A 26,234-nucleotide genomic window follows, 5' to 3' on the forward strand; every position below is an offset into this window, starting at 1 on the left:
AGACGTGCCGGTCGATGCTGATCGTCGTGCCGTCCCTGGCGTCCACCCGGGCGCCTTCCGGCTCGCCGGACGCCGCGCCGTACGCCGCGGCGGGCACCGCGAGGTCGGCGAGGAGGAGGTGCTCGGCGAACTGGGGGGCGCGGGCGAGGAGCGTCCCGTCGGCGCCGACGACGACCGAGTCGCCGTCGAAGACGAGCTCGTCCTGGCCGCCGACCATGTTGACGTAGGCGAGGGCGCAGCCGGCCTCGCGGGCGCGGCGGGCGCACAGGTCGAGGCGGACGTCGTCCTTGTCGCGTTCGTACGGGGAGGCGTTGATCGCGAGCAGCAGCCCGGCGCCGGAGGCGGTGGTGACGCTGACGGGGCCGCCGTCCTGCCAGAGGTCCTCGCAGACGACGGTGGCGACGTCGACGCCGTGGACGCGGACGACGGGCAGCCGGTCGCCGCGCACGAAGATCCGGTACTCGTCGAACACGCCGTAGTTGGGCAGGTGGTGCTTGGCCGAGCGCGCCAGGACCTCGCCGCCGTGCAGCCATGCCGCGCCGTCGAGCGGCGCCCCGGCGGGCTGCCCGGCCCGGGAGGGCCCGCCCTCCCGGCGGTCGAGGTAGCCGGTGACGACGGGCAGGTCGCCGAGGCCCTCGCCGGCGAGCCTGCGGGCGAGGCGCTCCAGGGCCCGCCGGGACGCCTCGACGAAGGACCCGCGCAGCGCGAGGTCCTCCACCGGGTACCCGGTCAGCATCATCTCGGGGAAGGCGACCAGGTGCGCGCCCGCGCCGGCGGCGCGCCGGGCCCAGTCGACGATCCTGTCGGCGTTGCCGTCGAGGTCGCCGACGGTCGAGTTCACCTGCGCGAGCGCGATCCTGAGTTGTGCCACGCTCCAAGGATAGACCCGCAACTCTCGTCATCGTGACGAGAAGTGCGTCCCGGGTGCCGTGCGGCGGTTCAGCGCAGGGACGCCAGGGCGTCCAGGCGCAGGGGAGCGGGAGGCGTGGCCCGCCCGTAGCGGCCGGACTCGGCGAGCCAGTCCACGTGGGCGCGCGGCGTGTCCAGCAGGGCCTTGACGACCTGCGCGGCGGCGGCGCGCTGCGCGACGGTGAGCTCCAGCCTGTCGAGCATCTCGGGGAGCCTGCGCGCCGCCGTCCAGGCGTCCTCGATCCGGTCCGCGATCCGGTCGGCCACCGCGGCCGCGGCCTGCGCCGGGTCCAGCCCGTGCGCCCGCGCGAGGACGGCGGGCAGATCGTGGACGTCGCCGCGGGCCGACTCCAGGTCGTGCGACGCGAGATCGTTGGACCAGGCCACGACGTCGGCGACGCTGTCGGCGAGGGTCTTCCAGCGCGGCGTCCGCAGCAGCCGGGCCGGCAGCTCGACGCCGAGGACGGGCTCGACGAGGTCGTACAGGAACGGCCCGCAGGCCCTGCGGCGCAGCGGCGCGTACTCCGCCTCGGTCGGCACGTGCCGGATGCGCCGGTTGACCGACTCCTCGGCGCAGCCGTCCCGGTGCGCCTCCAGATGCAGCATGAACCGGCGTCGCCAGTCCCGGCTCATGCTCCTGGACGTGGTGTGCCACAGCTCCACCAGCGCGGCCTCCAGCGGCCGGGCCCCGGGACGCGCGTGGCCGCGCCGCATCGCGCGCAGCAGGTCGTCGTACAGCCCGTGCACGGCGCTGCCGCTGTCGGCGAGCGGCGGGTGGTCCATCGTGTCGTCCAGCGCGAGCGTCCAGGTCAGCCAGCGGGCGAACAGGTCCACGGCCTCCAGGTCGGCGTCGGGGAAGACGCGTGCGGCGAGCCGCTCGCAGCGGGCCCGGCCGAGTGGCGAGGTGTCCGGATCTCCGAGCACCAGGCCACGGCCGCGCGCCCAGGTCTCCACCTGCGCGCACAGCTGCCACGACTCCGGGTGCATGGCCGACGGCGTGGCCAGCGCGGTCACCCGGTCGGTCATCGAGAGCAGAAGTGAGATGTCCACGACCCCGCCCACGTTAATGATCACCGTGTGCGGCGGGCATGATCGCCACGTCAATTTTCGGGAAACGGATACGCGGGGTCGGTCATGGACGTCCCGCCCGTCCCCCCTCCCCGGCACGCGGGCGGCGTGCGATAGTTCGATGATCAAGCAACACCCTCATAAGGGAGGAAACGTGTCCAGAGGGACCGTGCGATGGGCGCTCGGCGCCGGCCTGGCGGCCATGCTGCTGGCGACGTCGGCGTGCGGCGGCGACGAGGGCGCCACCGTCCAGGGCGTGAAGCTCATCGAGAAGGGTGCGCTGACCTCGTGCACCCACCTGCCCTACCCGCCGTTCCAGTCGGAGGACCAGAAGACCGGCAAGGTCGTCGGCTTCGACGTCGACATCATCGACCTCGTCGCCAAGAAGCTCGGTGTCACGCAGAAGGTCGTCGACACCCCGTTCGAGACGATGAAGACGGGCTCGGCGCTGAACGCCGGCAAGTGCGACATCCAGATGGGCGGCATGACGATCACCCCCGAGCGCCGGCGGTTCATGGACGTCTCCGACCCGTACTTCGACGCCACGCAGGCGCTCCTGGCGAAGAAGGGCAGCGGCGTCACGTCGCTGGACGACGTGAAGTCCAAGAAGCTGAAGCTCGGCTCCCAGGCCGGCACGACCGGTGAGGACCACGTCAAGGGCAAGGGCTTCGACCCGCGCTCGTTCGACAACTCCAACGCCGAGCTGAACGGGCTGCGCACCGGCCAGGTCGACGTGATCGTGCAGGACGACCCGGTCGTCAAGGGCTGGCTGAAGGACCCGGCGAACTCCGGATTGGAGATCGTCGCGAGCCTGGACACCGGTGAGCAGTACGGCATGTGGATGCGCAAGGACCACAACCCCGAGCTGGTCGAGATCACCAACCGGGCGATCGCGGAGGCCAGGGCGGACGGCACCTACAAGAAGATCCACGAGAAGTGGATCGGCCCGATGCCCGCGGCCGCGGGCGGCGGCTCGTGACCACGGAGACCCTCAAGCCGGCGGGGCCGGGCGGGATGTCCCGCCGGCGCCGCCGGCGGCTCTCGCTGGGCGGGCAGTACGGGATCTTCGCGGCGGCCGTCGTCGTGATCGCCGTGCTGGCCGACTGGGAGACCCTGCGGCTCAACTTCGCCAACTGGGAGGTCGCGAAGAGCCTGTTCCCCGACATCGTCACGGTGGGGCTGCGCAACACCGCCGTGTACACCGCGGTCGGGTTCGGCCTCGGCCTGGGCGGCGGGCTGGTCGTGGCGCTGATGCGGTTGTCGTCGGTCCCCCCGTACCGGTGGTTCGCCACCGCCTACATCGAGGTCTTCCGCGGCCTGCCGCTGCTGCTGATCTTCATCTTCGTGGGCGTCGGCGTGCCGCTGGCCTTCCCCGGCGTGAACATCCCGGGCGGCGCGGCCGGGCAGGCGGGGCTGGCGCTCGGGCTCGCCGCCACCGCGTACATGGCGGAGACGATCCGCGCGGGGATCCAGGCCGTCCCCAAGGGGCAGATGGAGGCGGCGCGCTCGCTCGGCATGTCCCACACCCGCGCGATGACCTCGATCGTCATCCCGCAGGCGTTCCGTATCATCGTCCCGCCGCTCACGAACGAGCTGGTGCTGCTCTGCAAGGACTCCTCGCTCGTGTTGTTCCTCGGCATCACGCTGGAGCAGCGCGAGCTCACCAAGTTCGGCCGCGACCTCGCGGGCGAGCAGGGCAACACCACCCCGATCATCGTGGCCGGGATCTGCTATCTGATCATCACGATCCCGCTGAGCCTGCTGGCGCGGCGGCTGGAGGCGCGGCAGCGCAGGGGGCAGCGATGAAGGGCGACGGCGGGAAGGCGGCGGGCGGGGCCATCGAGATCGCCGGGCTGCGCAAGTCGTTCGGGACGAACGAGGTGCTGCGCGGCATCGATCTCCATGTCGAGCCGGGCGAGGTCGTCTGCGTGATCGGCCCGTCCGGGTCGGGCAAGTCGACGCTGCTGCGGTGCGTGAACCTGCTGGAGGAGCCGTCCGCCGGGACGATCCGGGTGGCCGGGGCCGACATCACCGATCCCGAGGTGGACATCGACGCCGTCCGCCGCCGGATCGGCATGGTGTTCCAGTCCTTCAACCTGTTCCCGCACCTGACGGCCCTCGGCAACGTCATGATCGCTCAGCGGAAGGTGCTGAAGCGGGACAAGGCGCAGGCCGGGAAGGTCGCGAGGGAGAACCTGGAGCGGGTCGGGCTGGCCGACAAGGTCGACTCCTACCCGGCGCAGCTGTCCGGCGGCCAGCAGCAGCGCGTGGCGATCGCCCGCGCGCTGGCGATGGGCCCGGAGGTGATGCTGTTCGACGAGCCGACGTCCGCCCTCGACCCGGAACTCGTCGGCGACGTCCTCGGCGTGATGCGCGAACTCGCCCGATCACAAGGGAACAGGACCGGGATGACCATGCTCGTCGTCACCCACGAGATGAGCTTCGCGCAGGAGGTGGCCGACCGGGTGGTATTCATGGACGGCGGCGTGGTCGTCGAGGAGGGCCCGCCGCAGCGGGTGATCGCCGACCCGGCGCACGAGCGGACCAGGACGTTCCTGTCCCGCGTCCTCGATCCGGCCGCCGCGCGGGTCGGGGAGGGCGAGTAGTCGGATATCTTCCGGTCAGCGGGAATGGTTCGGACGTAACGTCGCGGTAACAGCGGCGGGGCATACTGCAACGTAGCCGGACCGGCGACCGCGGCCGGCGACCGTCACCGGCCTCGCGTCGCCGGCAGTGCAGCAGCAGCGAGGGAGAAGGCTTTGGACCGTCAGCAGGAGTTCGTGCTCCGCACCCTGGAGGAGCGCGACATCCGCTTCATCCGGCTGTGGTTCACCGACGTGCTCGGGTTCCTGAAGTCCGTGGCCGTCGCCCCGGCCGAGCTGGAGGGCGCCTTCGGCGAGGGCATCGGGTTCGACGGGTCGGCGATCGAGGGATTCGCCCGGGTGTACGAGGCCGACATGATCGCCAAGCCGGACCCGTCCACGTTCCAGGTGCTGCCCTGGCGGTCGGAGTCCCCGGGCGTCGGCCGCATGTTCTGCGACATCCTCATGCCGGACGGGACGCCGAGCTTCGCCGACCCGCGCTACGTCCTCAAGCGGGCGCTGGCGCGGGCCGCCGACCTCGGCTTCACCTTCTACACCCACCCCGAGGTCGAGTTCTACCTCCTCAACGACAAGCCGGAGGACGGGAGCGAGCCCGAGCCCGCGGACGCGGCCGGCTACTTCGACCACACCCCGCACAGCGCCGCGCACGACTTCCGCCGCAACGCGATCACGATGCTGGAGGCGATGGGCATCTCGGTGGAGTACAGCCACCATGAGGGCGGTCCGGGCCAGCAGGAGATCGACCTCCGGTACGCCGACGCGCTCACCACCGCCGACAACATCATGACGTTCCGGCTGGTGATGAAGGAGGTCGCGCTGGAGCAGGGCGTGCAGGCGTCCTTCATGCCGAAGCCGTTCACCGAGCACCCGGGCTCGGGCATGCACACCCACATGTCGCTGTTCGAGGGCGACCGCAACGCCTTCTACGAACCGGGCGCGGAGTACAAGCTGTCCAAGGTCGGGCGGGCGTTCATAGCCGGGCTGCTCCGGCACTCCGCCGAGATCACCGCGGTCTGCAACCAGTGGGTCAACTCCTACAAGCGGCTGTGGGGCAACGTCGGCTCCGCCGCCGGCGCCGGGGGAGAGGCGCCGTCCTACATCTGCTGGGGCCACAACAACCGGTCCGCGCTCGTCCGCGTCCCGATGTACAAGCCGCACAAGGGCCACTCGACCCGCATCGAGTTCCGGTTGCTGGACACGGCCGCGAACCCCTACCTGGCGTTCGCGGCGATCCTCGGCGCCGGGCTGAAGGGCATCGAGGAGGGCTATGAGCTGCCGCCGGGCGCGGAGGACGACGTGTGGGCGCTCACCGTGGCCGAACGGCGCGCCCTCGGCATCGAGCCGCTCCCGCAGGACCTGGACGACGCGATCCACGCGCTGGAGCGCAGCGAGCTGATGGCCGACGTCCTCGGCGAGCACGTGTTCGACTTCTTCCTGCGCAACAAGCGCCAGGAATGGGAGGACTACCGCCGCCAGGTGACCGAGTTCGAACGCAAGCGCCTGCTAGCGGTGCTCTAACCGTCCTCCAGCCCCCGCCCACCGCCTTTCAACGGACGAGCTCCGCTCGATGGCCCCACCGGATTACGGTGGACCCCGTGACCGAGTCGTGGACTCCCGAACGCCGTCCCTCCCTCGCCGGGCGCCTGGCGCGGCTCGGCTTCACCGACGCGGCCCGCGCCGAGCGGCTCCTGCTGGAGGCGGAGCGGGGCACCGGCGACCGGCCGGGCGACGACCTGCTCGACGCCCTCGGCGGCACCGCCGACCCCGACCTCGCGCTGGACGGGCTGCTGCGCATCCTCGCGTCGGCCGGCGAGCGGGGCGTCGCCGGCGAGCTGCTGCGGGCCCTGCGGGACGAGCCCGGCACGCGGGAGCGGCTCACCGCCGTCCTCGGAGTGAGCGCCGCGCTCGGCGACCATCTCGCCCGGCATCCCGACCACTGGCTGGTCCTGCGCGACGGCGGCCGGCGCGAACTCGCCGCGCGTCCCCGCGACGACCTGCTGGCCGCCGTCGGCGCGGACCCGGCCGCCGGGGAGCCGGTCGCGTCCGGATGCGGCCCCGAAACCCTCGTCGCGCTGCGCGTCGCGTACCGCCGGCGGCTCCTGGCCCTGGCGGGACGCGACCTGGTCGGCGGGGCGGACGTCGCCGACGTCGCCGCCGAGCTGGCCGACCTCGCCGCCGCCGCGCTGGAGGCGGGCCTCGCCGTCGGCCGCGCCGAGGTCCCCGAGCACGGGACGTGCCGGCTCGCCGTCATCGGCATGGGCAAGTGCGGGGGACGCGAGCTGAACTACGTCAGCGACGTCGACGTGATCTTCGTGGCCGAAGCGCGCGAGGGCGAGGGCGAGGACGCGGCGCTGCGGGCCGCGGCCCGGCTGGCGTCGGCGATGATGCGGGCCTGCTCGTCCAGCACCGAGGAGGGCTCGCTCTGGGACGTGGACGCGGCGCTGCGGCCCGAGGGCAAGGCCGGGCCGCTCGTGCGGACCCTCGCCAGCCACCGCGCCTACTACGAGCGCTGGGCCAAGACGTGGGAGTTCCAGGCTCTGCTGAAGGCCCGGCCCGTCGCCGGCGACGCGGACCTGGGAGCCCGCTACCTCGACACCATCGCCCCGATCGTGTGGAAGGCCGCCGAGGGGGAGAGCTTCGTCGAGGACGTCCAGGCGATGCGGCGCCGCGTCGAGGCCGACCTGAACCAGCGCACCGCCGACTCCGAACGCCAGCTCAAGCTCGGCCCCGGCGGGCTGCGGGACGTGGAGTTCGCGGTGCAGCTGCTCCAGCTCGTCCACGGCCGCGCCGACGAGACGCTCCGCAGCCCGACCACCCTGGACGCCCTCGCCGACCTGTCGCGGGGCGGGTACGTCGGGCGCGACGACGCGGCGGCGCTGGCCTCGGCGTACCGGTTCCTGCGGCGGGTGGAGCACCTCGTCCAGCTGCACCGGCTGCGGCGCACCCATCTCGTCCCCGGCGACGAGGCCGGACTGCGCCGCCTCGGCCGTGCCCTCGGCCTGCGCACCGGTCCCGTCGGGGAGTTCACCGCGCTGTGGCGGCGGCACGCCCGCGAGGTCCGCCGCATCCACGAGAAGCTGTTCTACCGGCCGCTGCTGCGGGCCGTGGCGCGGCTGCCGGGGCAGGAGGCGCGGCTCACCGCCGAGGCGGCCCGCGCCCGGCTGGAGGCACTCGGCTACGCCGACCCGGCGGGCGCGCTCCGGCACATCGAGGCGCTGACCTCCGGGGTCTCGCGCCGCGCCGCGATCCAGCGGACGCTGCTGCCGGTCATGCTCGGCTGGTTCGCCGACGCGCCCGACCCGGACGCGGGCCTGCTCGGCTTCCGGCAGGTCAGCGACGCGCTCGGCACCACCCCCTGGTACCTGCGGCTGCTGCGCGACGAGGTGACCGTCGCCGAGCGGATGGCCTGGCTGCTCGGGTCCAGCCGCTACGCCACCGACCTGCTGCTGCGCGCCCCCGAGGCGGTCGCGATCCTCGGCAGCGACACCGATCTGGCGCCGCGTCCCTTCGAGGCCCTCCGGTCGGAGGCCCTCGCGGCCGTCCGCCGCCACACCGAGGACACCGCCTCGGCGGAAGAGGCCGTCGGGGTGCTGCGGGGGCTGCGGCGGCGCGAGCTGTTCCGGGTGGCCGTCTCCGACCTGCTCGGCATGGCGGACGTCCGGACGGTGGGGGACGCCCTCACCGGCATCGCCGCCGTCACCGTCGAGGCCGCCCTCAGCGCCGCCGTCAACAAGATCGAGATCGAGTCGCGGGAGCCGCTGCCGACCCGGATGGCCGTCGTCGCGATGGGCCGGTTCGGCGGGCACGAACTCGGCTACGGCAGCGACGCCGACGTGATGTTCGTCCACGACCCGCTGCCCGGCGCGGACGAGCGGGCCGCCGGACGCGCCGCGCACGCCGTCGCCGAGGAACTGCGCCGCCTCCTGGCGCTGCCCGCCCCCGACCCGCCGCTGGAGATCGACCCGAACCTGCGCCCGGAGGGCCGGCAGGGGCCGCTGGTCCGCACGCTGGCGTCCTACGCCGCCTACTACGCCCGCTGGTCGGAGCCCTGGGAGGCGCAGGCCCTGCTGCGCGCGGACCCGCTCATCGGCGACCCGGGGCTGCGTGAGCGGTTCCGCGCGCTGATCGACCCGGTCCGCTGGCCGGAGGACGGCCTCGGCGACGACGCCGTCCGGCAGATCCGGCGGCTGAAGGCCCGGATGGAGTCCGAGCGGCTCCCGCGCGGCGTCGAGCGGCGGCAGCACACCAAGCTCGGGCCCGGCGGCCTCGCCGACGTGGAGTGGGTCGCGCAGCTCCTGCAGCTCCAGCACGCGCACGGGGTCCCGGCGCTGCGCACCACCCGGACCCTGGACACGCTGGACGCGGCGGTCGGCGCGCGCCTCCTGGACGCCGGGGACGCCGCCGTCCTCACCGAGGCGTGGCGCCTGGCGACCCGCATCCGGGGCTCGATCATGCTGGTGCGGGGCCGCGCGTCCGACCTGCTGCCCACCGACCACCACAGGGAGCGCACCGCCGTCACCCGCGTCCTCGGCTACCCGGGGACGGAGGACCTCCTGGAGGACTATCGCCGCCACACCCGCCGTGCCCGCGCCGTCGTCGAGCGCGTCTTCTACGGAGCGGACTGACCGGCTCTTTCCCGGCGTGGTGCGCTGGGGTTCAGGTGCGGGTGGGGCACCTGGGTCCGGCGGAGCCCGCCCCGGGCCCCTTCGCGCCGCCCCTGCGCTGAGCGAGGTCGTGGGAGATGCGGGCCCGCGCGACGAGGAGCGGTTTCGGCGGCCGGATGTAGAGCGCCCACGACAACCAGAGCGCTCCGCCGACCAGCGCGAACCCGGCCACCGCGTCCAGGATGTAGTGGTTGGCGGTGGCCAGGATCACCACCACGGTCGTGAGGGGGTAGAGGGCGCCGAGGACCTTGGCCCACTTTTTCGTGGCCAGCTTGAACATGATGACCCCGCACCACAGGGCCCACCCGGCGTGCATGGAAGGCATCGCCGCGTACTGGTTGGTGAGGGTTCCCGAGGCGTCGCTGGCGTACAGGCCGAGCGAGTGCAGCGCGGTCACCGGGTCGACGAAGCCCTCGCTGTGCAGGAACCTCGGCGGCGCCAGCGGGTACAGCCAGAACCCGATCAGCGCCACGCCGGTCGCCACCATGAGCGACGTGCGCAGCCACCGGTAGTGCTGCGGCCGGTAGCGGTACAGCCAGATGACGACGCCGAGCGTCACGATGAAGTGCATCGTGGCGTAGAAGACGTTGGCGGCGCGCGCCAGCCAGGGCACCGCCAGCAGCGTCTCGTTGAGGTAGAGCTCGATGTCCAGCCCCAGGGCGCGCTCCACGCGAAGGATCTCGTCGGCGTTCGCGAACGCCGTCTCCGTGCCGTCCTGAACCAGGACGAGGCGCGTCAGCGTATATCCGGTGTAGAAGAGCGCGACCAGCAGAAGCTCCCGCCACACCGGAGGCGCGGTGGGCACCCGGCGCCGCATCGCCGCGGCCATGGTTCGCCGCTCGCCTTGCCTGGCCTCCGGGGCCGGGTCCCGGCGGGATGCTGGGGGGGCGGTTTGAGCCATGCCACCTATCTTTGCCGCGCGGCCCCCTGGCTGTGATCACCGCGGCGAATGGTCTTCGTCTCAGACTTGAGTAGTACGACCCTGATGCGGTATCCGGACTTTCGGGGGATCGGGGCCGGGGATGCATCCCCCTGTGCTCCTCCCCCGGGCGGAGCCTATGGAGTTGATCAGGAGTCAGCATATGAGTCCCCGGGTAGGCCTCGACCGCCCCCCGTGAAACGAACGGGGGACGAATGGCCCGATATGGGGCGATACATGGCACCGTGCTGGCCGGCGCCGGCGCGCTGGCCGTTTCCGGACTGGTCTCCAGCCTGGGCGGAATACCCCTACACGAGGCGGAAGCGAGCGCAACCCACCACGGGATGAACGTCACCCGCACGGAGACGAGCGCGGAGTCGGGGGCCGCCCGCGCGGCCGTCCGGCCACCGGACTGGAAACGCTGCACCGGGCTCCCGGAGATCCCGCCCGGCGCCGGGACGCCGGCCTCCGGATTCCGCTGCGCGACCCTGAAGGTACCGCTCGACTACGCCGAGCCCTCCGGCAGGACGATCGGCATCGCGCTGATCAAGGTCCCGGCCACCGATCCGAGACACCGCATCGGCTCGCTGCTGTTCAACTTCGGCGGACCGGGCGGGGACGGCATCGGCACGCTCGCCCAGGCCGCCGGCCAGTACGCCGAACTCGGCACCCGCTACGACCTCGTCGGATTCGACCCGCGCGGCGTCGGCCGCAGCGCACCCGTGACCTGCGTCGGCGACAAGCGCATGGACGAGATCGCCGCCCGCGACGACAGCCCCGACACCGCCGCCGAGGAGAAGGCGTACGCCGACGGCCGCGCCGCCTACGCCAAACAGTGCGCGGCCCGATCCGGGGAACTCCTGCCTCACGTCGGCACCCCGAACGCGGCCCGCGACATGGAGATGATCCGCATCGCGCTGGGCGACCGGAAACTGCACTACTTCGGGATCTCCTACGGCACCTGGCTCGGCGGCGCCTACGCGCACCGGTTCCCGGACCGGGTCGGCCGGGCCGTCCTCGACGCCGCCGTCGACACCGGGATCAGCAGCGCGGACCTCGCCCTCCAGCAGGCCGCCGCGTTCCAGCGGGCCCTGCGCGAATTCGCCGCCGCCTGCGCGCGCCTCGGCACGAAGCACTGCCCCTCCGGAACGGACGCACCGTCCGTCGTGACCTCCATCGAACGGCTCCTGGAAGGCCTCGACCAGAACCCGCTGCCCACGTCCGGCGCCCGCAAGGTCACCCAGAGCCTGGGCACGACCGGCGTGGCCGCCGCGCTGTACTCCAGGAACGCCTGGCCGTACCTCGCGCAGGGCCTCGCCGACGCGGTCAAGCGCCGCGACGGCTCCCTGCTGCTCATGCTCGCCGACCTCCAGAACGGCCGCGACGAGGACGGGACCTACACCAACCTCTCCGCCGCCAACACCGCGATCACCTGCGCCGACGGCACCGACCGCTACGGCCCGGCCGACGTCCGGCGGCTCCTGCCGGAGTTCCGCGACGCCTCACCGGTCTTCGGGACGTCCATGGCGTGGAGCCTCCTCCAGTGCACCGGCTGGCCGGTGAAGGGCGACGACGCCGCCCGGGAGGTGTCCGCCCCGTCCGCCGCGCCGATCCTCGTCGTCGGCAACACCGGCGACCCGGCCACCCCCTACGCGTGGGCGCCCGCCCTGACGAGGGAGCTCGGCGGACGCGCGACGCTCCTCACCCTCCGGGGAGAGGGCCACGGCGCCTACGACACCGGGGACCCGTGCGTCCGCAGGACCGTCAACGCCTACCTCCTCCAGGGCGCCGTCCCGACGAGCGGCGCGACCTGCGGCTAGACGGCCTGGTCCACCCCGCGCCCGCTCAGGTCCCGAGGCGCTGCTGCTCGTCCGCGACGATCTGGCGCGCGAGGTCCTGCTCGGAGACGTCCACCGCGTCCGGCGACTGCTCCGCGAGATCGCTGCGCCGCGCGTACCGGTCGAACAGGATGCTCTTGACCTGGAGGATCTCCAGCATCCGCTCGTCCACGCTGCCCGGCGTGAGCAGCCGGTGCACCTGCACGGTGCGCACCTGCCCCATCCGGTGGGCGCGGCCGATCGCCTGCGTCTCCATGGTCGGCTTCACCTGCGGCTCGCAGATGATCACCACGGACGCGGCCTGGAGGTTGAGGCCGACCCCGCCCGCCTGGATCTGCGCCAGCAGGACGGCGGGCCCCGGCTCGGCGGTGAACGCGTCCACGATCTCCTGCCGCCGGGCGACCGGGGTGTCGCCCGCGATCGGTCCCCGCGCGCGCGGGCCGAGCGTCTCCCGGACGGCGGCCAGCACGTCCCGGAAGTAGGAGAACACCACGACCTTCAGGTCGTTCTCGGCGGCCTCCTCCACCAGTTCCTTCAGCCGGTCCAGCTTCGCCGACCGCTTCGGGACGGCGTACGCGGCACGGCGCATCGCCATGAAGTTGCCGTCCGCCACCGCCCGCCGGTAGGCGGCCGCATCGGCCCGGCTGAACTCCTCCAGCTCGTCCACGTGCATGACCTCGGGCAGTTCCACCAGCACGTCCCGCTGGTTGCGCCGCAGGTAGACCGGCGCTACCGCCGACCGGAACGCCCGCGCGCCCATCGCCGCGTCGCTCGGCCGGACCCGTTCGGCGACGTCGGGCCGCAGATGCGCGACCAGGCTGCGGAACTCGTCGACCCGGTTCTCCATCGGGGTGCCGGTCAGGAAGAGCACGTGCTCCGTCCGCCGGCACCATCCGGCGACCGCGCGGGCCCGCCGCGTCTCGTGGTTCTTGGCGTAGTGGGCCTCGTCCACCACGAACATCCCGATCGCGAGGTCCTGCGGGACGTCGAGGGCGTGGAGCGTGGAGAGCGTCGTCACCGCGATGCCTCCGTCCCCGGCCCACTTCCGCAGCGCCGCCCCGCGTCCCGGGCCGTGCAGCGGATGCGCGGCGATCGTGCTGCGCGTCTCGATCTCCCGCACCCAGTTGATCAGCACGCTCGCCGGGCACGCCACCAGGAAGTGCGTCTCGCCCTCGGCCCGCAGATGGGCGATCGCGGCGATCGCCTGGATCGTCTTGCCCAGTCCCATCTCGTCGCCCACGATCACCCGCCGCTGGGCGAGCGCGAACCGGGCCCCGAACGACTGGTAGCCGCGCAGCGACACCCGCCGGAACGTGTCGTCGAGCGGCTGCGCCTTGACGCGCGCCGCCAGGTCGCCCGGCAGGAAGCCCTCCGCCGCGCCCTTCTCGGGGTCCAGCGCCGCCAGCTCGGCCAGCAGGGTCTGGTAGTCGGACGCGCGCAGCTCGAAGTCGATCCACGCCTCGTCCGGCGAGGCGCCGGGACGCAGCAGGTCCACCGACGCCTGCGAGATCAGCAGCCTGCCGTCGCGCCGCTCCTCGGCTCCGAGGGCCTCCGCCAGCTCACCGATCGCCGCCCGCGCCCGCTCCCGCCGGGACGGCCGCGCGAAGACCCTGCGCCACCAGGACCCGGCCGGCCGCGCGTCGTGCACCAGCGGCGCGAACCGCTCCTCGGCCTCCTGCGCGGCGGCCCGCGCCCGCGTCAGCTCCGGTCCCGCGTTCACCAGCCGATGCAGCGCGACGACCACCGGCGTCATCGCCTCGTCCCGCCGCTCGACGTCGATGCGCACCGTCGCCGACCGTTCAGCCGCCTCCGCCAGGCTCGCCGCCGCGGCGTGCACCTGCCGCGCGGTCTGCGGCCCGATCCCCGGCAGCAGCTGGAGCCGGTACGGCGTCGACTCCAGGACGTCCGCGACGCTCGTGAAGTCCGCCTCCTCCAGCGGCCCCAGCCGCAGGCGCCCGTCCGTGACGTCCTTCAGCCGCGTGAGCGGGATCGACCGGAGCTGCTCCCGCGCCGCCTCGGCCCGCAACGGCGCCAGCGCCGTACCCACTTCGGCGAGCGCACGCCGGTGGTCGGCGATCAGGTCGCGGGCGGCGCCCAGCAGCGCGTACCCGTTCCGCAGGACGTCCTTGGCCTCGCCGGTCATCGCGCTCCCTCGCCCGCGCCGATCCACTCGTCCGCGGTGCCAGACGCGAGCAGCAGGCGCGCCCGCACCGTGCTGTAGGCCCCGCCCACCACGACCATACCGAGGATGCCAGGCGAGACGGACAGATCGGAAAGCTCGGCCGTCGGCAGCGGATGCGCGGCCATCGAGCTGCGCTCCTCGAACACGCTGGTGAGACGCTGGCGTATAAAAGAGCGCCGATCAAGCATTCAATATCTCTTACCGCCTTCCTAGGCTGCAGATCGTGAAGGACGCCCGCAAGTGAGGGGAGTGGATGACGGTGCGCAACGACGAGGTCGCCGCGGCGGCGCGGCGGTGGATCGGTGAGAACGCCCACGCGCTGGCGGCCACCGATCCCGCCGAAGCCCTCACCGACCTGGAACCGCTCGCGGCCATGGCGTCCGGCGCGGCGGTCGTCGGCATCGGCGAGTCGACCCGCGCGGGGCACGAGGTGACGGCGCTGGGACACCGCGTCCTGCGCCTCCTGGCCGAGAAACTGGGCTTCCGCGTCCTGGCGATCCAGGACGACGAGACGGTGGTCGACAGGCTGGACGCCTATGTCCGCACCGGCGAGGGGGACCCCCGCGAGGCGCTGGCCGACCTGTGGGTGCCCTGGCGCAGCCGGGAGATGCTCGGCGTGGTCGAGTGGGCGCGGTCGTTCAACCGGCGGCACCCCTCCGACCCGTTCCGGATGGTCGGGCTGAACCCTCCCGAGGCGCGGCCCGCCCATTACGGCGCCGTCCTCGGCCACGTGGCAGCGGTGGGCGGCCACCGGCTGGACGAGCTGCGCCGCCACTACGACACCATCGTGACCGCCCACCAGGTGCCCGAGCACGTGCAGAAGGCACGCGGCACCCATCCCGGCCGCCCCTTCGCCGACCACGCGCGGGACGCCCGCGACCTGGTCGCCTCGCTTCCGCACGCGGACGCCGCCCTGGAGGCGGCCCAGCTCATCGTGGACTTCCACTCCGGCGGCTTCGCCGCCGGAGGCTTCGACTACGCCGCCACCCGGCGCCGCTCGGTGGCGGCCATGACCGCGCTGCTGGAGGACGGCGCAACGAAGATCGCCTACTGGGAGGGAATGTCGTTCACCGCGAACGCGGCCCGCCTGGAACCCGCGGCCCTGCTGGAGCCCTTCCAGAGCGTCGGCAACGAGCTGCGCCGGCGGCTGGGCACCGGCTACCTCTCGCTGCTGATCGGGTTCGGCCACGGGGATGTGAGCGGACTTCACCCGGGCCAGCGGGTTCCGCCGCCGATGGCCGGCTCCGCCGACGCCGAACTGGCCGCGGCCGGCCCGGACCTGTACGCGCTCGACATGCACGCACCCCGCCCCGGCGCGGTGGACGAATGGCTGCGGGGACCTCGCGGCCTGCGGATCATCGGCGGGATCTACGACGCCGCCGCGGACTCCGACCACTACCTGGCGGCGGGCCGCCTCGACGAATGGTTCGACGCGCTGCTGCATGTACGCGCCATCACGCCGACCACCCTGCTGTAACGCGGACAACCAAAGGATCAGGAGCGATTTTCATGAGCACGACCATGCGTACGACCGTGGCCGTCGTCGGTGGCGGCTACGGCGGCATCGCCCTCGCCAAGGAACTCGACGACGTCACCGACGTCGTCCTCATCGAACCCCGGGACACCTTCGTCCACAACGTCGCCGCGCTGCGCGGGCTCACCGACCCGCGGTGGACGGACCGGATGTTCATCCCCTACGACCGGCTGCTGAGCCGCGGCCGGGTGATCCGCGACAAGGCGGTGCGGGTGGACGCCACGTCCGTCACGCTGGCCTCCGGGACGCGGATCGAGGCCGCCTACATCGTCCTGGCGACCGGCTCGTCCTACCCCTTCCCGGCGAAGGCGGGCGTCGCCGACAGCGCCACCGCCAAGGAGCGGTACCACGCCACCCGCAAGGCCCTGGCCGACGCGGACAGCGTCCTGCTCCTCGGCGGGGGACCCGTGGGACTCGAACTGGCCGGGGAGATCACGTCGGTGTGGCCGGACAAGGCGGTCACCATCGTCACCCGGGACGACGACATCGTCCCCGGCGGCTACCCGGACGAGTTCAGGGCCGAGCTGCGCCGCCAGCTCGACGCGATGGGAGTCCGCGTTCTGCCCGGCGCGCACCTGCGCGAAGAGCCGCCGACCGGCGCCGGTGAGGCCGGAACCTTCACCGCCACGCTGCAGACGGGCGAACGGCTCACCGCCGACGTCTGGTTCCGCTGCTTCGGCGCCTCACCCGTCACCGGCTACCTGGCCGAGGACCTGGCGGCCTCCCGGCGGGAGAACGGCCGTCTCGACGTCACCGCCGACCTGCGCCTGACCGGCCAGCAGCGCGTCTTCGCCCTCGGCGACATCACCGCCGTCCCCGAGGCCAAGCAGGCGGGCGCCGCGACCGGCCACGCCGCCGTGATCGCGGCCGGCATCCGCACCCTCCTGGACGGCGGCGACGAGCTCGCCGCCTACCGGCCCGGCCCGCCGGGAATCGTCCTCCCCCTGGGCCCCGGCGGCGGCGCCACCTACGCACCCGGCTGGGAGGACCACGTGGACGCCGAGACCGCGGCGCACATCCGGCGGCATTCGGCGGACCGGGGAGACACGCTCCTCCAGCTGGACATCCTAAACGCGGAGATGACCTCACAGCTCAAGGGAGCGGATCTGATGGTCGGCGAGTACGCAGATCTCCTCGGCCAGGGGTAGGCGGGCCGCGCCCGCGCCTCTCACCTGCCGCAGGGGTCTTCGTGGGTTTGCCCCCGGCCTTACGGACACGGCACTGTTCACCTCGACGGGCGGCGGCCTGACGTTGAGCTGAAAGGGCATATCGATGACGTTCTCGGAGTACGAGCACCTGACGTTCGAGCGGCGGCCGGACGGCGTCCTGCTGATCACGATGGACCGGCCGGAGAAGTACAACGCGGCGGACGAGCGGATGCACACCGAGCTGGCGCGCGTCTGGACGGAGGTGTCGGCCGACCCGGAGACGAGGGTCGCGGTGGTGACCGGGGCGGGCAGGGCGTTCTCCGCCGGGGGAGACCTCGGCATGGTGGAGCGCATGATGGGCGACTACGACCGCGTGTCGCACATGCTCTCCGAGATGAGCGACCTCGTCTACAACATCGTCAACTGCGAGAAGCCGGTGGTGTCCGCGATCAACGGGGTCGCGGTCGGCGCCGGAACCGTGGTGGCGCTGATGGCCGACATCTCCATCTGCGCGCAGGACGCCCGGATCGGCGACGGCCACGTCAGGCTCGGCGTCGCCGCCGGGGACCACGCGGCGATCATCTGGCCGCTGCTGGTCGGCATGGCCAAGGCCCGCTACTACCTGATGACCGGGGAGATGGTCGAAGGCGCCGAGGCCGAGCGGATCGGGCTGGTCAGCAAGGCCGTCCCGCGCGAGGAGGTGCTGCCCGAGGCGCTGCGCGTCGCGGAGACCCTCGCGACCGGGTCGCAGCCCGCGATCCGGCTGACCAAACGCGCGCTCAACGGCTGGCTGCGCATGGCCGGTCCGATCTTCGACCAGTCCGCCGCGTACGAGATGCTGACCTTCCTCGGCCCCGACGTCGTCGAAGGCGCCGCCGCGCTGCGCGACAAGCGCGCGCCCCGGTTCCCCTCCGCACAGCCACCGGCCACCGGCGAGCGAGACGCCGCCGGATAAGTCAGCGCCCGCGCCCCGCAGGCCGCCCACGACCTGCGGGGACGCGCTGCCACGGGATCAGATGTCGTAATAGAGCTCGAACTCGTGGGGGTGGGGGCGCAGGCGGATCGGGTCGATCTCGAACTCGTTCTTCATCGCGATCCAGGTCTCGATGAGGTCCTGGGTGAACACGCCGCCTTCGAGCAGGTACTCGTGGTCGGCCTCCAGGGCCGCGAGGACCTCCGGCAGCGAGCCGGGGACGGTCGGGATGGCGCGGGCCTCCTCGGGCGGGAGCTCGTAGAGGTCCTTGTCGACCGGCTCCGCGGGCTCGATCTTGTTCTTGATGCCGTCCAGGCCGGCCATCAGCATCGCGGAGAAGGCCAGGTAGGGGTTGCAGGACGGGTCCGGGACGCGGAACTCGACGCGCTTGGCCTTCGGGTTCGAGCCGGTGATCGGGATGCGGATGCAGGCCGAGCGGTTGCGCTGGGAGTAGACCAGGTTCACCGGGGCCTCGTAGCCGGGGACGAGGCGGTGGTAGCTGTTGACCGTCGGGTTGGTGAAGGCCAGCAGGGACGGGGCGTGCTTGAGCAGGCCGCCGATGTAGTAGCGGGCGTTGTCGGACAGGCCCGCGTAGCCGACCTCGTCGTAGAACAGCGGTGCGCCGTCCTTCCAGAGGGACTGGTGGCAGTGCATGCCCGAGCCGTTGTCGCCGAAGATCGGCTTCGGCATGAAGGTCACGGTCTTGCCGGCGGCGCGCGCGACGTTCTTGACGATGTACTTGTAGAGCATGAGCTGGTCGGCCGTCTTCAGCAGCGTGTCGAAGCGGAAGTCGATCTCGGCCTGGCCGGCGGTGCCGACCTCGTGGTGCTGCATCTCGACGTGGATGCCCGACGCCAGGAGCTGCGAGACCATCTCCGAACGCAGGTCGGTGTAGTGGTCCATCGGCGGGACGGGGAAGTAGCCGCCCTTGTACGGGGGCTTGGCGCCGAGGTTGCCGCCGGGCTCCTCGCGGCCGGTGTTCCAGGCGCCCTCGACCGAGTCGAGGTAGTAGTAGCCCGCGTTCTGCCTGGTCTCGAACCGGACGTCGTCGAAGATGTAGAACTCGGCCTCGGGCCCGAAGAAGCAGGTGTCGGCGATGCCGGTGCCGCGCAGGTAGTCCTGCGCCTTCTTGGCCACGTTGCGCGGGTCGCGGCTGTAGGGCTCGCCGGTCAGCGGGTCGTGGACGAAGAAGTTCAGGTTCAGGGTCTTGTGCTGCCGGAACGGGTCGACGACCGCGGTGGACGGGTCCGGGAGCAGGAGCATGTCCGACTCGTGGATCTCCTGGAAGCCGCGGACCGACGAGCCGTCGAACATCAGCCCCTCGGTGAAGACGCTCTCCCCGAAGCTCTCGACGGGGAACGTGAAGTGCTGCATCTTGCCCGGCAGGTCCACGAACCGGCAGTCGACGAATCGCACACCTTCGTTCCTGATGTAGCTCAGGACCTCTTCGGCGCTGCTGAACATCCAGCCTCCTTGGGGCGCTTCCTTGGCTTCCGGCAGGCTATGGCGGCGCCGTTTCCCGGCCGTGTCTCATATGTTTCCACTGTGTTACGCGTCACTCCGCGCCCGCGGCGGGAGCCGAGTCCGAGCCCGCGGGGGGACCGGATAGCTTAGAGGGCATGGGCAGTGGCAAGGCGAAGGCCGGCGGGCCGCGGTGGACGCAGACGTGGCTCGGCGGGGCGCGGTCGGCCGGCGCCGATCTCGGTGAGCCGGGCGCGCGGCTCGGACTTCCGGACAGCGGCAGCGGGGCCGTCGCGTCCTACGGCCGGCGGCTCGTCGGGCTGTTCATCGACTGGGGCCTGTCGATGCTGGTGGCGAGCCTGCTGGCGCGCTCGTTCGGCTGGGACCCGTCGCAGCGCAGCATGTGGACGCTGGTCGTCTTCGCGATCCAGGCGTGGCTGCTGACCGCGCTGCTCGGCACGACGATCGGCAAGCGCCTGTGCGGTATCCGCGTAGCGCGCCTCGACGGGCGGCCGGTGGGGCTCGTCTGGGGGCTGGCGCGGGCGCTCCTGCTGGTGCTCGTCATCCCCGCGCTGGTCTGGGACCGGGACTACCGGGGGCTCCATGACCGCGCCGCCAACACAGTGGTCGTCAATTTCTAGGCCGGGAACGAGGAAGCGCCCCTGAGCGGGGCGCTTCTCTCATGTCGGTCTCTGGTGTCCGCCGGGCCGGCCGTCAGCGCGTCTTGGGCTTGGGGCCCTTGGGCATCTTGGCGCCCTTCGGGATCGGGCCCTTGGGCATCTGCATCGACCGGGGGAGTGCCTGCAGCCGGTCGTTCAGCTCGCTCACCTGGCCCTTGTTCAGGTTGCGGGGCAGCTTCATCAGGTGGCGCTGCAGCTTGCTGACCGGGATCTGGCCCTCGTCGTCCCCGACCTGCACGTCGTAGATCGGCACCTGCTGCGCGGCGCGGGAGAGGCGCTTCTTCTCGGCGCCGAGAAGCGGGCCGACGCGGCTCCGCGGCCCCTCCGACACCAGCACCACGCCGGGGCGGCCCACCACCCGGTGCACCAGGTCCAGGTTGCGGTTGCCGCTGACCGCCTCGGTGACCGTCCACTTGCCGCGCATGTTCTTCAGGATCGCGGCGGCGGCGCCCGGCTGCCCGGCGATCACCTTGTACTGCGCGCGCTGCGCGAGCTGGCCGAAGACGATCATGCCGACGGCGAAGGCGGCCATGACGCCCAGCGGGATGAAGAACCACAGCTGGCCGACGAGCAGCCCGATGAGGATGACGACGACCAGGGCGCCGAACGCGGAGGCGAACACGATCGGCAGGGCCTTCGGGTCGGCCTTGCGGAGCACCTGGGCGACCATGCGGATCTGCTTGAGGCGGCCCGGACGCTCCTGGGCCCCGTCCGTGGGCTTCTTCGACATAAATCCAAGGATAGTCGTGTCGCGGCGTCCGTGCGTTCAGGCCTCCCGCGCCTCGATCGCCTGCTTGTACAGACGGCCCGCGCGGTAGCTGGAACGGACCAGCGGCCCCGACATGACCCCCGCGAAGCCGATCTCCTCCGCCTCGGCGGACAGCTCCACGAACTCCTCGGGCTTCACCCACCGCTCGACCGGGTGGTGGCGGGGGCTCGGCCGCAGGTACTGGGTGATCGTGATCAGCTCGCAGCCGGCCGCGTGCAGGTCGCGCAGGGCCTGCGAGACCTCCTCGCGGGTCTCGCCCATGCCGAGGATCAGGTTGGACTTGGTGACCAGGCCGTCCGCCCGCGCCTTCGTGAGGACGTCGAGCGAGCGGTCGTAGCGGAACCCCGGCCGGATCCGCTTGAAGATCCGGGGAACGGTCTCCACGTTGTGCGCCAGGACCTCCGGGCGGGACGAGAAGACCTCGCCCAGCTGCTCGGGGTCGGCGTTGAAGTCGGGGATCAGCAGTTCGACGCCGCAGCCGGGGATCGCCGCGTGGATCCGCCGGACGGTCTCGGCGTACAGCCAGGCGCCGCCGTCGTCCAGGTCGTCGCGGGCGACGCCCGTGATGGTGGCGTACTTCAGGCCCATCGTGGCCACCGACTCGGCGACGCGGCGCGGCTCGTCCCGGTCGAGCTCGGCGGGCTTGCCCGTGTCGATCTGGCAGAAGTCGCAGCGCCGGGTGCACTGGTCGCCGCCGATCAGGAACGTGGCCTCCCGGTCCTCCCAGCATTCGTAGATGTTGGGGCAACCCGCCTCCTGGCACACGGTGTGCAGGCCCTCGGACTTCACCAGGCCGCTCAGTTCGCGGAACTGCGGGCCCATCCGCACCCGGGTCTTGATCCATTCGGGCTTGCGCTCGATCGGGGTCTCGCTGTTGCGTGCCTCGATGCGCAGGAGCTTGCGTCCGTCAGGTGTCACCGTCGTCACGGGTCCCAGCGTACGTCGCGATCGGCGCTCCCGGCACACCGGCCGCCGCCGGGGCCGCTGTGGCCGGGCGGGGCTCGATGGCGTATCGGAGCGATCTCGAACGCATGACAGTACCCCGTTCACCTCCCCGATTCGCGTGTTTCTGCCATGTGCAACAGCCGATCTCTCTAGGGTGACTCCCTGTCGTCACGCAACAGCGTTAGCAGGAGGACCGCAGTGGGTCTGGCAATGTCGTACCTCAGGGTGCCGCCGGTGCTGGAGGGGGAGCCGGATCCCGGCCGGATCGCCCGCCACATCTTCGGTGCCGCCGGCTGGCGCAAGCGGAGCGCGGCGGAACTGTTCGATCTCGGCTGGACGTGGCAGGCGGTGCACTACCTCGTCACCGGCGACCCGTGGGACGGGCGCCAGCCCGAGGCCGACGCCGTCTGCGGCGGGCGGCTGCTCACCGAGGACGGCGCCGACGAACTGGGCATGGACGTGATTTACCTCGCTCCGGACCGGGTCAAGCCCGCCGCCGACCATCTGGCCGCGACGCCGTTCGCGGAGGTCGCCGGACGGTACGACCCGGAGGCGATGGGCAAGGCCGGGGTGCAGGACGCGGGCAGGCTGGACGGCGCCACCCGCGACAAGGTCCTCAAGCCCGCCTACAAGGGCCTGGCGGAGTTCTTCATGCTCGCCGCCTCCGAGGGCCAGGCCGTCTACAAGGTGATGGCCCCCGAGGGCTGATCGGCGCGGCCCCCTTCCGGCCCCGAGCCGCGCGGTGCTTCCGGGTTGCGCGGGGGGCCGGAGTCACGCAGGGGTCTCGAGTTGCGCAGGGGTCTCGAGTTGCGCGGTGGTGCGGTGGAGTGTGGCCACCGCGCCGAGCGCGGCGGACAGGTGCCGTTCGGCCAGCGGGACGACCTCGGCGACAGGGACGTCCCGGCCGAGTTCGACGCTGAGGCTGGTGGACCCGGCGTCCCGGATGCCGCAAGGGACGATCTTGTCGAACCAGCCCATGTCGTTGTCGCAGTTGAGCATGAACCCGTGCATCGTCACGCCCCGCGCCACCCGGATCCCGATGGAGCCGATCTTGCGGTTGGGAGTGCCGGGCACCCACAGGCCGCTCTGCCCCTCCACGGTGACGGCCTCCAGGCCGAGCTCGGCGCAGACGTCCATCATCATCCGCTCCAGCACCCGCACGTACCCGACGACGTCCTTCGGGTCGGGGAGCCGGATGATCGGGTAGCCGGTGAGCTGGCCCGGGCCATGCCAGGTGATCTTGCCGCCGCGGTCCACGTCCACGACGGGGGCGCCGGGGTCGCCGAACGGACGGTCGAGCGCCTCGGTCCGCTTGCCCGCCGTGTAGACCGGCTGGTGTTCCAGCAGCAGGACGGTGTCGGGGATCGCGTCGTCCACCCGCAGGGCGTGGGTGCGCTTCTGCAGCTCCCACCCCTCCGCGTAGGGGACGGCCGCCGTGCCGAACCCCGCGTGCACCACCACCAGCTCGCGTACGTCCACATCGCTCACACGAGCCAGCTTATGCCCTCCTAACGCCATGCCTTCAGAGCGCGGGCCTCCAGAGGGCGGGCTGTCAAAGGGCGCGCCTTCAGAGGGCGGCGAGCAGGCGCGGCTCCAGCCGGTACTCCTTCGCCGTCCCGGGCCCGTCCGGCTCGATGCGGTAGGCGCCCGCCTCCCGCCGGTACGAGACGGCCTGGACGAACTCGGTGCCCACGTAGTGCAGCGCCACGGACTCGTCGGCCGCGTACCCGCCGGGCAGGGTGCCCTCGCCGACGAGCTGCTGCAGCAGCGGACGGCGCTGCGGGTCGCTGTCGTAGTGGACGCCGCACGAGAACGGCAGGAAGCCCAGGCCGTCGGTGAGCGGGCGGAGCTGCGGACCGAACGAGTCGGTGTTGCCGCCGACGTGCCAGCACAGCGCGCCCGCGCTCTGCCCGGACAGCACCACGCCCTCCTGCCACGCCTCCCGCAGGATCTCGTCGAGGCCGTGCAGCCGCCACAGGGCCAGCAGGTTCGCGACGCTGCCTCCGCCCACGTACACGAGGTCCTGGGTGAGCAGGTGCGCCCGGACGTCGGCGACGTTCGGCATCGGGAACAGCGCCAGATGGCTGACCTCGGCGTCCATCGAGGAGAACGCGGCGTAGGAGCGCGCGATGTACTCGGCGCCGTCGCCGACGGCCGTCGTGATGACGCAGACCCTCGGCCGGTCCTGGCCGGTCAGGTCGAACGCGTAGCGCAGCAGCGGGCTCGGCGAGATCCCCTCCCGGCCGTCCGGCACGAACGACCCCCCGCCGATCGCCAGAATGTGCGGCTGTCCGTCGGTGCTCATTCACCCTCCTCCGAGCCGTGAACTCTCATTGTCACCGTATGGCTACCGAACGGGACCGGCCGGGACTTTGACGATTCTTTGGACTCACAGGACGTCGGCGAGGGCGGCGTCGACGTCCTCGTGCGCGAACCGGAACCCGGCCTCCTCCAGCCGGCGCGGCAGGACCCGCTGGCTGATCAGCGGTCCCTCGCCGGCGAACCCGCGCAGCGCCGCCCGCAGCGCGAACTCCGGGACGGCGAGCCTGGTCGGCCGGTGCAGGGCGCGGCCTAGCGCCCTGGTGTAGGTCTCGTTGGTCACCGGGTTCGGCGCGGTCAGGTTGACCGGCCCGGCGATCTCGTGGTCGATGAGGAAGCGCAGCGCCGCGATCTGGTCGGCCAGGGAGATCCAGCTCGTCCACTGCCCGCCGTCGCCGAGCCTGCCGCCCAGCCCGAGCCTGAACAGCGGCAGCGTGCGGCCCAGCATGCCGCCCTCGCGCGCCAGGATGACGCCCGTCCGCGGATGGACGACCCGGACGCCCGCCTCCCGCGCGGGCGCGGCGGCGGCCTCCCAGTCGCGGACGAGACCGGCCAGGAAGCCGCGACCGGCGGGATCCTTCTCGTCGACCTCGTCCCCGCCGGTGTCGCCGTAGTAGCCGATCGCCGACCCGCAGACCAGCACGGGCGGCCGCCCTCCGGCCGCGGCGATCGCCTCGGCGATCGTGCGGGTGCCGTCCAGCCGGCTGTCCCTGATCTTGCGCTTGTACGCCTTCGTCCACGGCCGGTCGCCGATCCCGGCGCCCGCCAGGTGCACGACCGCGTCCGCGCCGTCCAGCGCCGCCGCCTCGACGCACCCGTCCGCGGGGGACCAGCGCGCCTCGTCGGGTCTGGACGGTTCGCGCCGTATCAGCCGGACGACCGCGTGGCCGTCCTCCCGCAGCGACTGCACCAGCGCCGAGCCGATGAGGCCCGACGAGCCCGTGACGGTGACCCTCATGGTCTCCACCCTAGGCGGACGGCGCCACTACCTGCTGAGATTCTCAGCCGCTCCCGGGTTTCCCCGGTACGGACCGCGGGACCCCGCCGCGCCGGGTGGCGCCGCGGGGTCCCGGACGTCCTGCGGGGGACGGTCAGAGGCCGAGGTCGGCCTCGAAGTTGCCCTCCTCCAGGCGGTGCTTGATCGTGGCGAGGAAGCGGGCGGCGTCCGCGCCGTCGACCAGCCGGTGGTCGTAGGTCAGCGCCAGGTAGACCATCGAGCGCACCGCGATGACCTCGCCCAGGTCCGGGTCGTCGATGACGGCGGGCCGCTTGACGACCGAGCCGGTACCGAGCATGCCGACCTGCGGCTGGTTGAGGATCGGGGTGTCGAACAGCGCGCCGCGGCTGCCGGTGTTGGTCAGCGTGAACGTGCCGCCGGCCAGCTCGTCCGGGCTGACGTTGCCGGCGCGGGTGCGCTCGGCGATGTCGGCGATCCGCTGCGCGAGGCCGCCGAGGTTCAGGTGCCCCGCGTTGTGCACGACGGGGACCATCAGGCCGCGCTCGGGCACGTCCACCGCGATGCTGAGGTTCTCGACCTCGTGGTAGGTGACCTCGTTGGTCTCCCCGTTGATGACCGCGTTCATCTTCGGGTGCGCCTTGAGCGCCTCGACGGTCGCCATCGCGAAGAACGGCAGGAACGACAGCTTGACGCCCTCGCGGGCCTGGAAGTCGGCCTTCGCCTGCTCCCGGAGCCGCGCGATCTTGGTGATGTCCACCTCGACGACCGTGGTGAGCTGCGCCGCCACCTGCAGCGACTCCACCATGCGGCGGGCGATCGTCTGCCGCATGCGCGACATCTTCTCGGTGCGGCCGCGCAGCGCGAGCTGCTCGGCCGGGGCGCCGGCGGGGGCCGGGGCGGGACGACGGCCGGCGGGCGCCTGCGGCGCGGCCGCCGGTGCCGGTGCCGCCGCCGGGGCGGCGGGCGCGGGCTGCTGCCGGGCGGCCTCCTGGGCGGAGCGGGCCGCCTCCAGGACGTCCTGCTTGCGGATGCGGCCGCCGACACCGGTGCCCTTGACCGCGGACAGGTCCACGTTGTGCTCGGTGGCGAGCTTGCGGACCAGCGGCGTGACGTAGGGGCCCTCACCGGACGGCGCCTCCGGCTGCGCGGACGGCTGCTGCGCCGCGGGGGCGGGCTCGGGCGCGGACGGCTGCCGGGGCTGCTGCTGGGCGGGCGCCGGAGTCGGGGGCGCCGCCGGCTGCTCCTGGGCAGGGGGCGGCCAGGC

At 72.5% G+C, this 26,234-nt stretch carries 23 protein-coding genes; 11 read left to right on the forward strand and 12 right to left on the reverse strand.

The features are described 5' to 3' along the window. The coding region (locus tag E1285_RS25965) for a nitrilase-related carbon-nitrogen hydrolase (RefSeq protein WP_279510094.1) at positions 1-871 on the reverse strand (871 nt) is incomplete at its 3' end. 68 nt (positions 872-939) lie between these two features. After that, positions 940-1,959 carry a terpene synthase family protein gene (locus tag E1285_RS25970; RefSeq protein WP_132156487.1) on the reverse strand — a complete coding sequence of 340 codons (1,020 nt, stop codon included), beginning with the start codon at positions 1,957-1,959 and terminating at the stop codon, positions 940-942. 172 nt (positions 1,960-2,131) lie between these two features. Here E1285_RS25970 and E1285_RS25975 point away from each other — a divergent pair, with 172 nt between their 5' ends. The 5 genes from E1285_RS25975 to E1285_RS25995 all read left to right on the forward strand — a co-directional run bounded on the left by E1285_RS25975 (position 2,132) and on the right by E1285_RS25995 (position 9,205). After that, the gene (locus E1285_RS25975; RefSeq protein WP_243723050.1) at positions 2,132-2,956 is read left to right on the forward strand and encodes a transporter substrate-binding domain-containing protein; all 825 of its coding nucleotides are present in this window, start codon (positions 2,132-2,134) and stop codon (positions 2,954-2,956) included. Further along, positions 2,953-3,783 carry an amino acid ABC transporter permease gene (locus E1285_RS25980; RefSeq protein ID WP_243723051.1) on the forward strand — a complete coding sequence of 277 codons (831 nt, stop codon included), beginning with the start codon at positions 2,953-2,955 and terminating at the stop codon, positions 3,781-3,783. Before E1285_RS25975 ends, E1285_RS25980 begins: the two co-directional genes overlap by 4 nt. Further along, positions 3,780-4,583: an amino acid ABC transporter ATP-binding protein gene (locus E1285_RS25985; protein ID WP_132156491.1), complete on the forward strand. Its 804-nt coding sequence runs from the start codon at positions 3,780-3,782 to the stop codon at positions 4,581-4,583. Before E1285_RS25980 ends, E1285_RS25985 begins: the two co-directional genes overlap by 4 nt. A gap of 153 nt (positions 4,584-4,736) precedes the next feature. Continuing rightward, on the forward strand, positions 4,737-6,098 hold the full coding sequence (glnA, locus tag E1285_RS25990) for a type I glutamate--ammonia ligase (protein WP_132156493.1): 1,362 nt from the start codon (positions 4,737-4,739) through the stop codon (positions 6,096-6,098). Between the two features lie 77 nt (positions 6,099-6,175). Further along, positions 6,176-9,205, forward strand: coding sequence for a bifunctional [glutamine synthetase] adenylyltransferase/[glutamine synthetase]-adenylyl-L-tyrosine phosphorylase (locus tag E1285_RS25995; protein WP_243723052.1), 3,030 nt, complete (start codon positions 6,176-6,178; stop codon positions 9,203-9,205). A 31-nt stretch (positions 9,206-9,236) separates the two neighbouring features. Here E1285_RS25995 and E1285_RS26000 read toward each other — a convergent pair whose 3' ends face one another. Beyond that, positions 9,237-10,073, reverse strand: a complete 837-nt coding sequence (locus E1285_RS26000) for a phosphatase PAP2 family protein (protein ID WP_243723053.1) — start codon at positions 10,071-10,073, stop codon at positions 9,237-9,239. Positions 10,074-10,408: 335 nt separating this feature from the next. Between E1285_RS26000 and E1285_RS26005 the strand changes: the two genes are divergently transcribed. Then, positions 10,409-11,983, forward strand: a complete 1,575-nt coding sequence (locus E1285_RS26005; protein ID WP_132156497.1) for an alpha/beta hydrolase — start codon at positions 10,409-10,411, stop codon at positions 11,981-11,983. 25 nt (positions 11,984-12,008) lie between these two features. Here the strand turns inward: E1285_RS26005 and E1285_RS26010 are convergent, their stop codons facing one another. Then, entirely contained in the window at positions 12,009-14,144 is a 2,136-nt protein-coding gene (locus E1285_RS26010) for a DEAD/DEAH box helicase (RefSeq protein ID WP_132156499.1), read from the reverse strand. After that, complete coding sequence (locus tag E1285_RS26015) at positions 14,141-14,329, reverse strand: hypothetical protein (protein WP_165966767.1); 189 nt, start codon at positions 14,327-14,329, stop codon at positions 14,141-14,143. The genes E1285_RS26010 and E1285_RS26015 overlap by 4 nt, the downstream gene beginning before the upstream one ends. A 107-nt stretch (positions 14,330-14,436) precedes the next feature. On the opposite strand from E1285_RS26015, the gene E1285_RS26020 reads away from it, so the two are divergent. The 3 genes from E1285_RS26020 to E1285_RS26030 all read left to right on the forward strand — a co-directional run bounded on the left by E1285_RS26020 (position 14,437) and on the right by E1285_RS26030 (position 17,820). Further along, the gene (locus tag E1285_RS26020) at positions 14,437-15,660 is read left to right on the forward strand and encodes an erythromycin esterase family protein (RefSeq protein WP_132156503.1); all 1,224 of its coding nucleotides are present in this window, start codon (positions 14,437-14,439) and stop codon (positions 15,658-15,660) included. Between the two features lie 32 nt (positions 15,661-15,692). Further along, a complete protein-coding gene (locus E1285_RS26025; RefSeq protein ID WP_243723054.1) occupies positions 15,693-16,865 on the forward strand; it encodes an FAD-dependent oxidoreductase in 1,173 nt (390 codons plus the stop codon). 124 nt (positions 16,866-16,989) lie between these two features. Then, positions 16,990-17,820, forward strand: coding sequence for an enoyl-CoA hydratase/isomerase family protein (locus E1285_RS26030; protein WP_132156505.1), 831 nt, complete (start codon positions 16,990-16,992; stop codon positions 17,818-17,820). A gap of 57 nt (positions 17,821-17,877) precedes the next feature. Here the strand turns inward: E1285_RS26030 and glnA (E1285_RS26035) are convergent, their stop codons facing one another. Next, complete coding sequence (glnA, locus tag E1285_RS26035) at positions 17,878-19,302, reverse strand: type I glutamate--ammonia ligase (protein ID WP_132156507.1); 1,425 nt, start codon at positions 19,300-19,302, stop codon at positions 17,878-17,880. A 155-nt stretch (positions 19,303-19,457) separates the two neighbouring features. On the opposite strand from glnA (E1285_RS26035), the gene E1285_RS26040 reads away from it, so the two are divergent. Then, positions 19,458-19,940: an RDD family protein gene (locus E1285_RS26040; protein ID WP_132156509.1), complete on the forward strand. Its 483-nt coding sequence runs from the start codon at positions 19,458-19,460 to the stop codon at positions 19,938-19,940. Between the two features lie 73 nt (positions 19,941-20,013). Here the strand turns inward: E1285_RS26040 and E1285_RS26045 are convergent, their stop codons facing one another. Next, positions 20,014-20,709 carry a DUF4191 domain-containing protein gene (locus E1285_RS26045; protein WP_132156511.1) on the reverse strand — a complete coding sequence of 232 codons (696 nt, stop codon included), beginning with the start codon at positions 20,707-20,709 and terminating at the stop codon, positions 20,014-20,016. A 36-nt stretch (positions 20,710-20,745) separates the two neighbouring features. Beyond that, entirely contained in the window at positions 20,746-21,675 is a 930-nt protein-coding gene (lipA, locus tag E1285_RS26050) for a lipoyl synthase (RefSeq protein ID WP_132156513.1), read from the reverse strand. 216 nt (positions 21,676-21,891) lie between these two features. Between lipA and E1285_RS26055 the strand changes: the two genes are divergently transcribed. After that, positions 21,892-22,401, forward strand: a complete 510-nt coding sequence (locus tag E1285_RS26055) for a DUF1877 family protein (protein ID WP_132156515.1) — start codon at positions 21,892-21,894, stop codon at positions 22,399-22,401. 63 nt (positions 22,402-22,464) lie between these two features. Here the strand turns inward: E1285_RS26055 and lipB are convergent, their stop codons facing one another. The 4 genes from lipB to sucB all read right to left on the reverse strand — a co-directional run. Further along, positions 22,465-23,181, reverse strand: a complete 717-nt coding sequence (gene lipB / locus E1285_RS26060; RefSeq protein ID WP_243723055.1) for a lipoyl(octanoyl) transferase LipB — start codon at positions 23,179-23,181, stop codon at positions 22,465-22,467. Between the two features lie 79 nt (positions 23,182-23,260). After that, complete coding sequence (locus E1285_RS26065) at positions 23,261-23,998, reverse strand: peptidase E (RefSeq protein ID WP_132156519.1); 738 nt, start codon at positions 23,996-23,998, stop codon at positions 23,261-23,263. Between the two features lie 84 nt (positions 23,999-24,082). Continuing rightward, complete coding sequence (locus tag E1285_RS26070; RefSeq protein WP_132156521.1) at positions 24,083-24,970, reverse strand: TIGR01777 family oxidoreductase; 888 nt, start codon at positions 24,968-24,970, stop codon at positions 24,083-24,085. A gap of 133 nt (positions 24,971-25,103) precedes the next feature. Continuing rightward, positions 25,104-26,234 (reverse strand): 2-oxoglutarate dehydrogenase, E2 component, dihydrolipoamide succinyltransferase (gene sucB, locus E1285_RS26075; protein WP_132156523.1); only part of this gene is annotated, 1,131 nt, incomplete at its 5' end.

It is taken from the genome of Actinomadura sp. 7K507 (assembly GCF_004348425.1).
In the GTDB taxonomy this organism is placed as follows: Bacteria; Actinomycetota; Actinomycetes; order Streptosporangiales; family Streptosporangiaceae; genus Spirillospora.

Bases quoted from the DNA above. Each gene is read 5' to 3' on its own strand.
- E1285_RS26025 (WP_243723054.1), top strand. From the start codon at position 15,693: ATGAGCACGACCATGCGTACGACCGTGGCCGTCGTCGGTGGCGGCTAC.
- E1285_RS26045 (WP_132156511.1), bottom strand. From the start codon at position 20,709: ATGTCGAAGAAGCCCACGGACGGGGCCCAGGAGCGTCCGGGCCGCCTC.
- E1285_RS26065 (WP_132156519.1), bottom strand. From the start codon at position 23,998: ATGAGCACCGACGGACAGCCGCACATTCTGGCGATCGGCGGGGGGTCG.
- E1285_RS26070 (WP_132156521.1), bottom strand. From the start codon at position 24,970: ATGAGGGTCACCGTCACGGGCTCGTCGGGCCTCATCGGCTCGGCGCTG.
- E1285_RS26020 (WP_132156503.1), top strand. From the start codon at position 14,437: ATGACGGTGCGCAACGACGAGGTCGCCGCGGCGGCGCGGCGGTGGATC.
- E1285_RS26040 (WP_132156509.1), top strand. From the start codon at position 19,458: ATGGGCAGTGGCAAGGCGAAGGCCGGCGGGCCGCGGTGGACGCAGACG.
- E1285_RS26030 (WP_132156505.1), top strand. From the start codon at position 16,990: ATGACGTTCTCGGAGTACGAGCACCTGACGTTCGAGCGGCGGCCGGAC.
- E1285_RS25985 (WP_132156491.1), top strand. From the start codon at position 3,780: ATGAAGGGCGACGGCGGGAAGGCGGCGGGCGGGGCCATCGAGATCGCC.
- E1285_RS26010 (WP_132156499.1), bottom strand. From the start codon at position 14,144: ATGACCGGCGAGGCCAAGGACGTCCTGCGGAACGGGTACGCGCTGCTG.
- glnA (WP_132156507.1), bottom strand. From the start codon at position 19,302: ATGTTCAGCAGCGCCGAAGAGGTCCTGAGCTACATCAGGAACGAAGGT.
- E1285_RS26000 (WP_243723053.1), bottom strand. From the start codon at position 10,073: ATGGCCGCGGCGATGCGGCGCCGGGTGCCCACCGCGCCTCCGGTGTGG.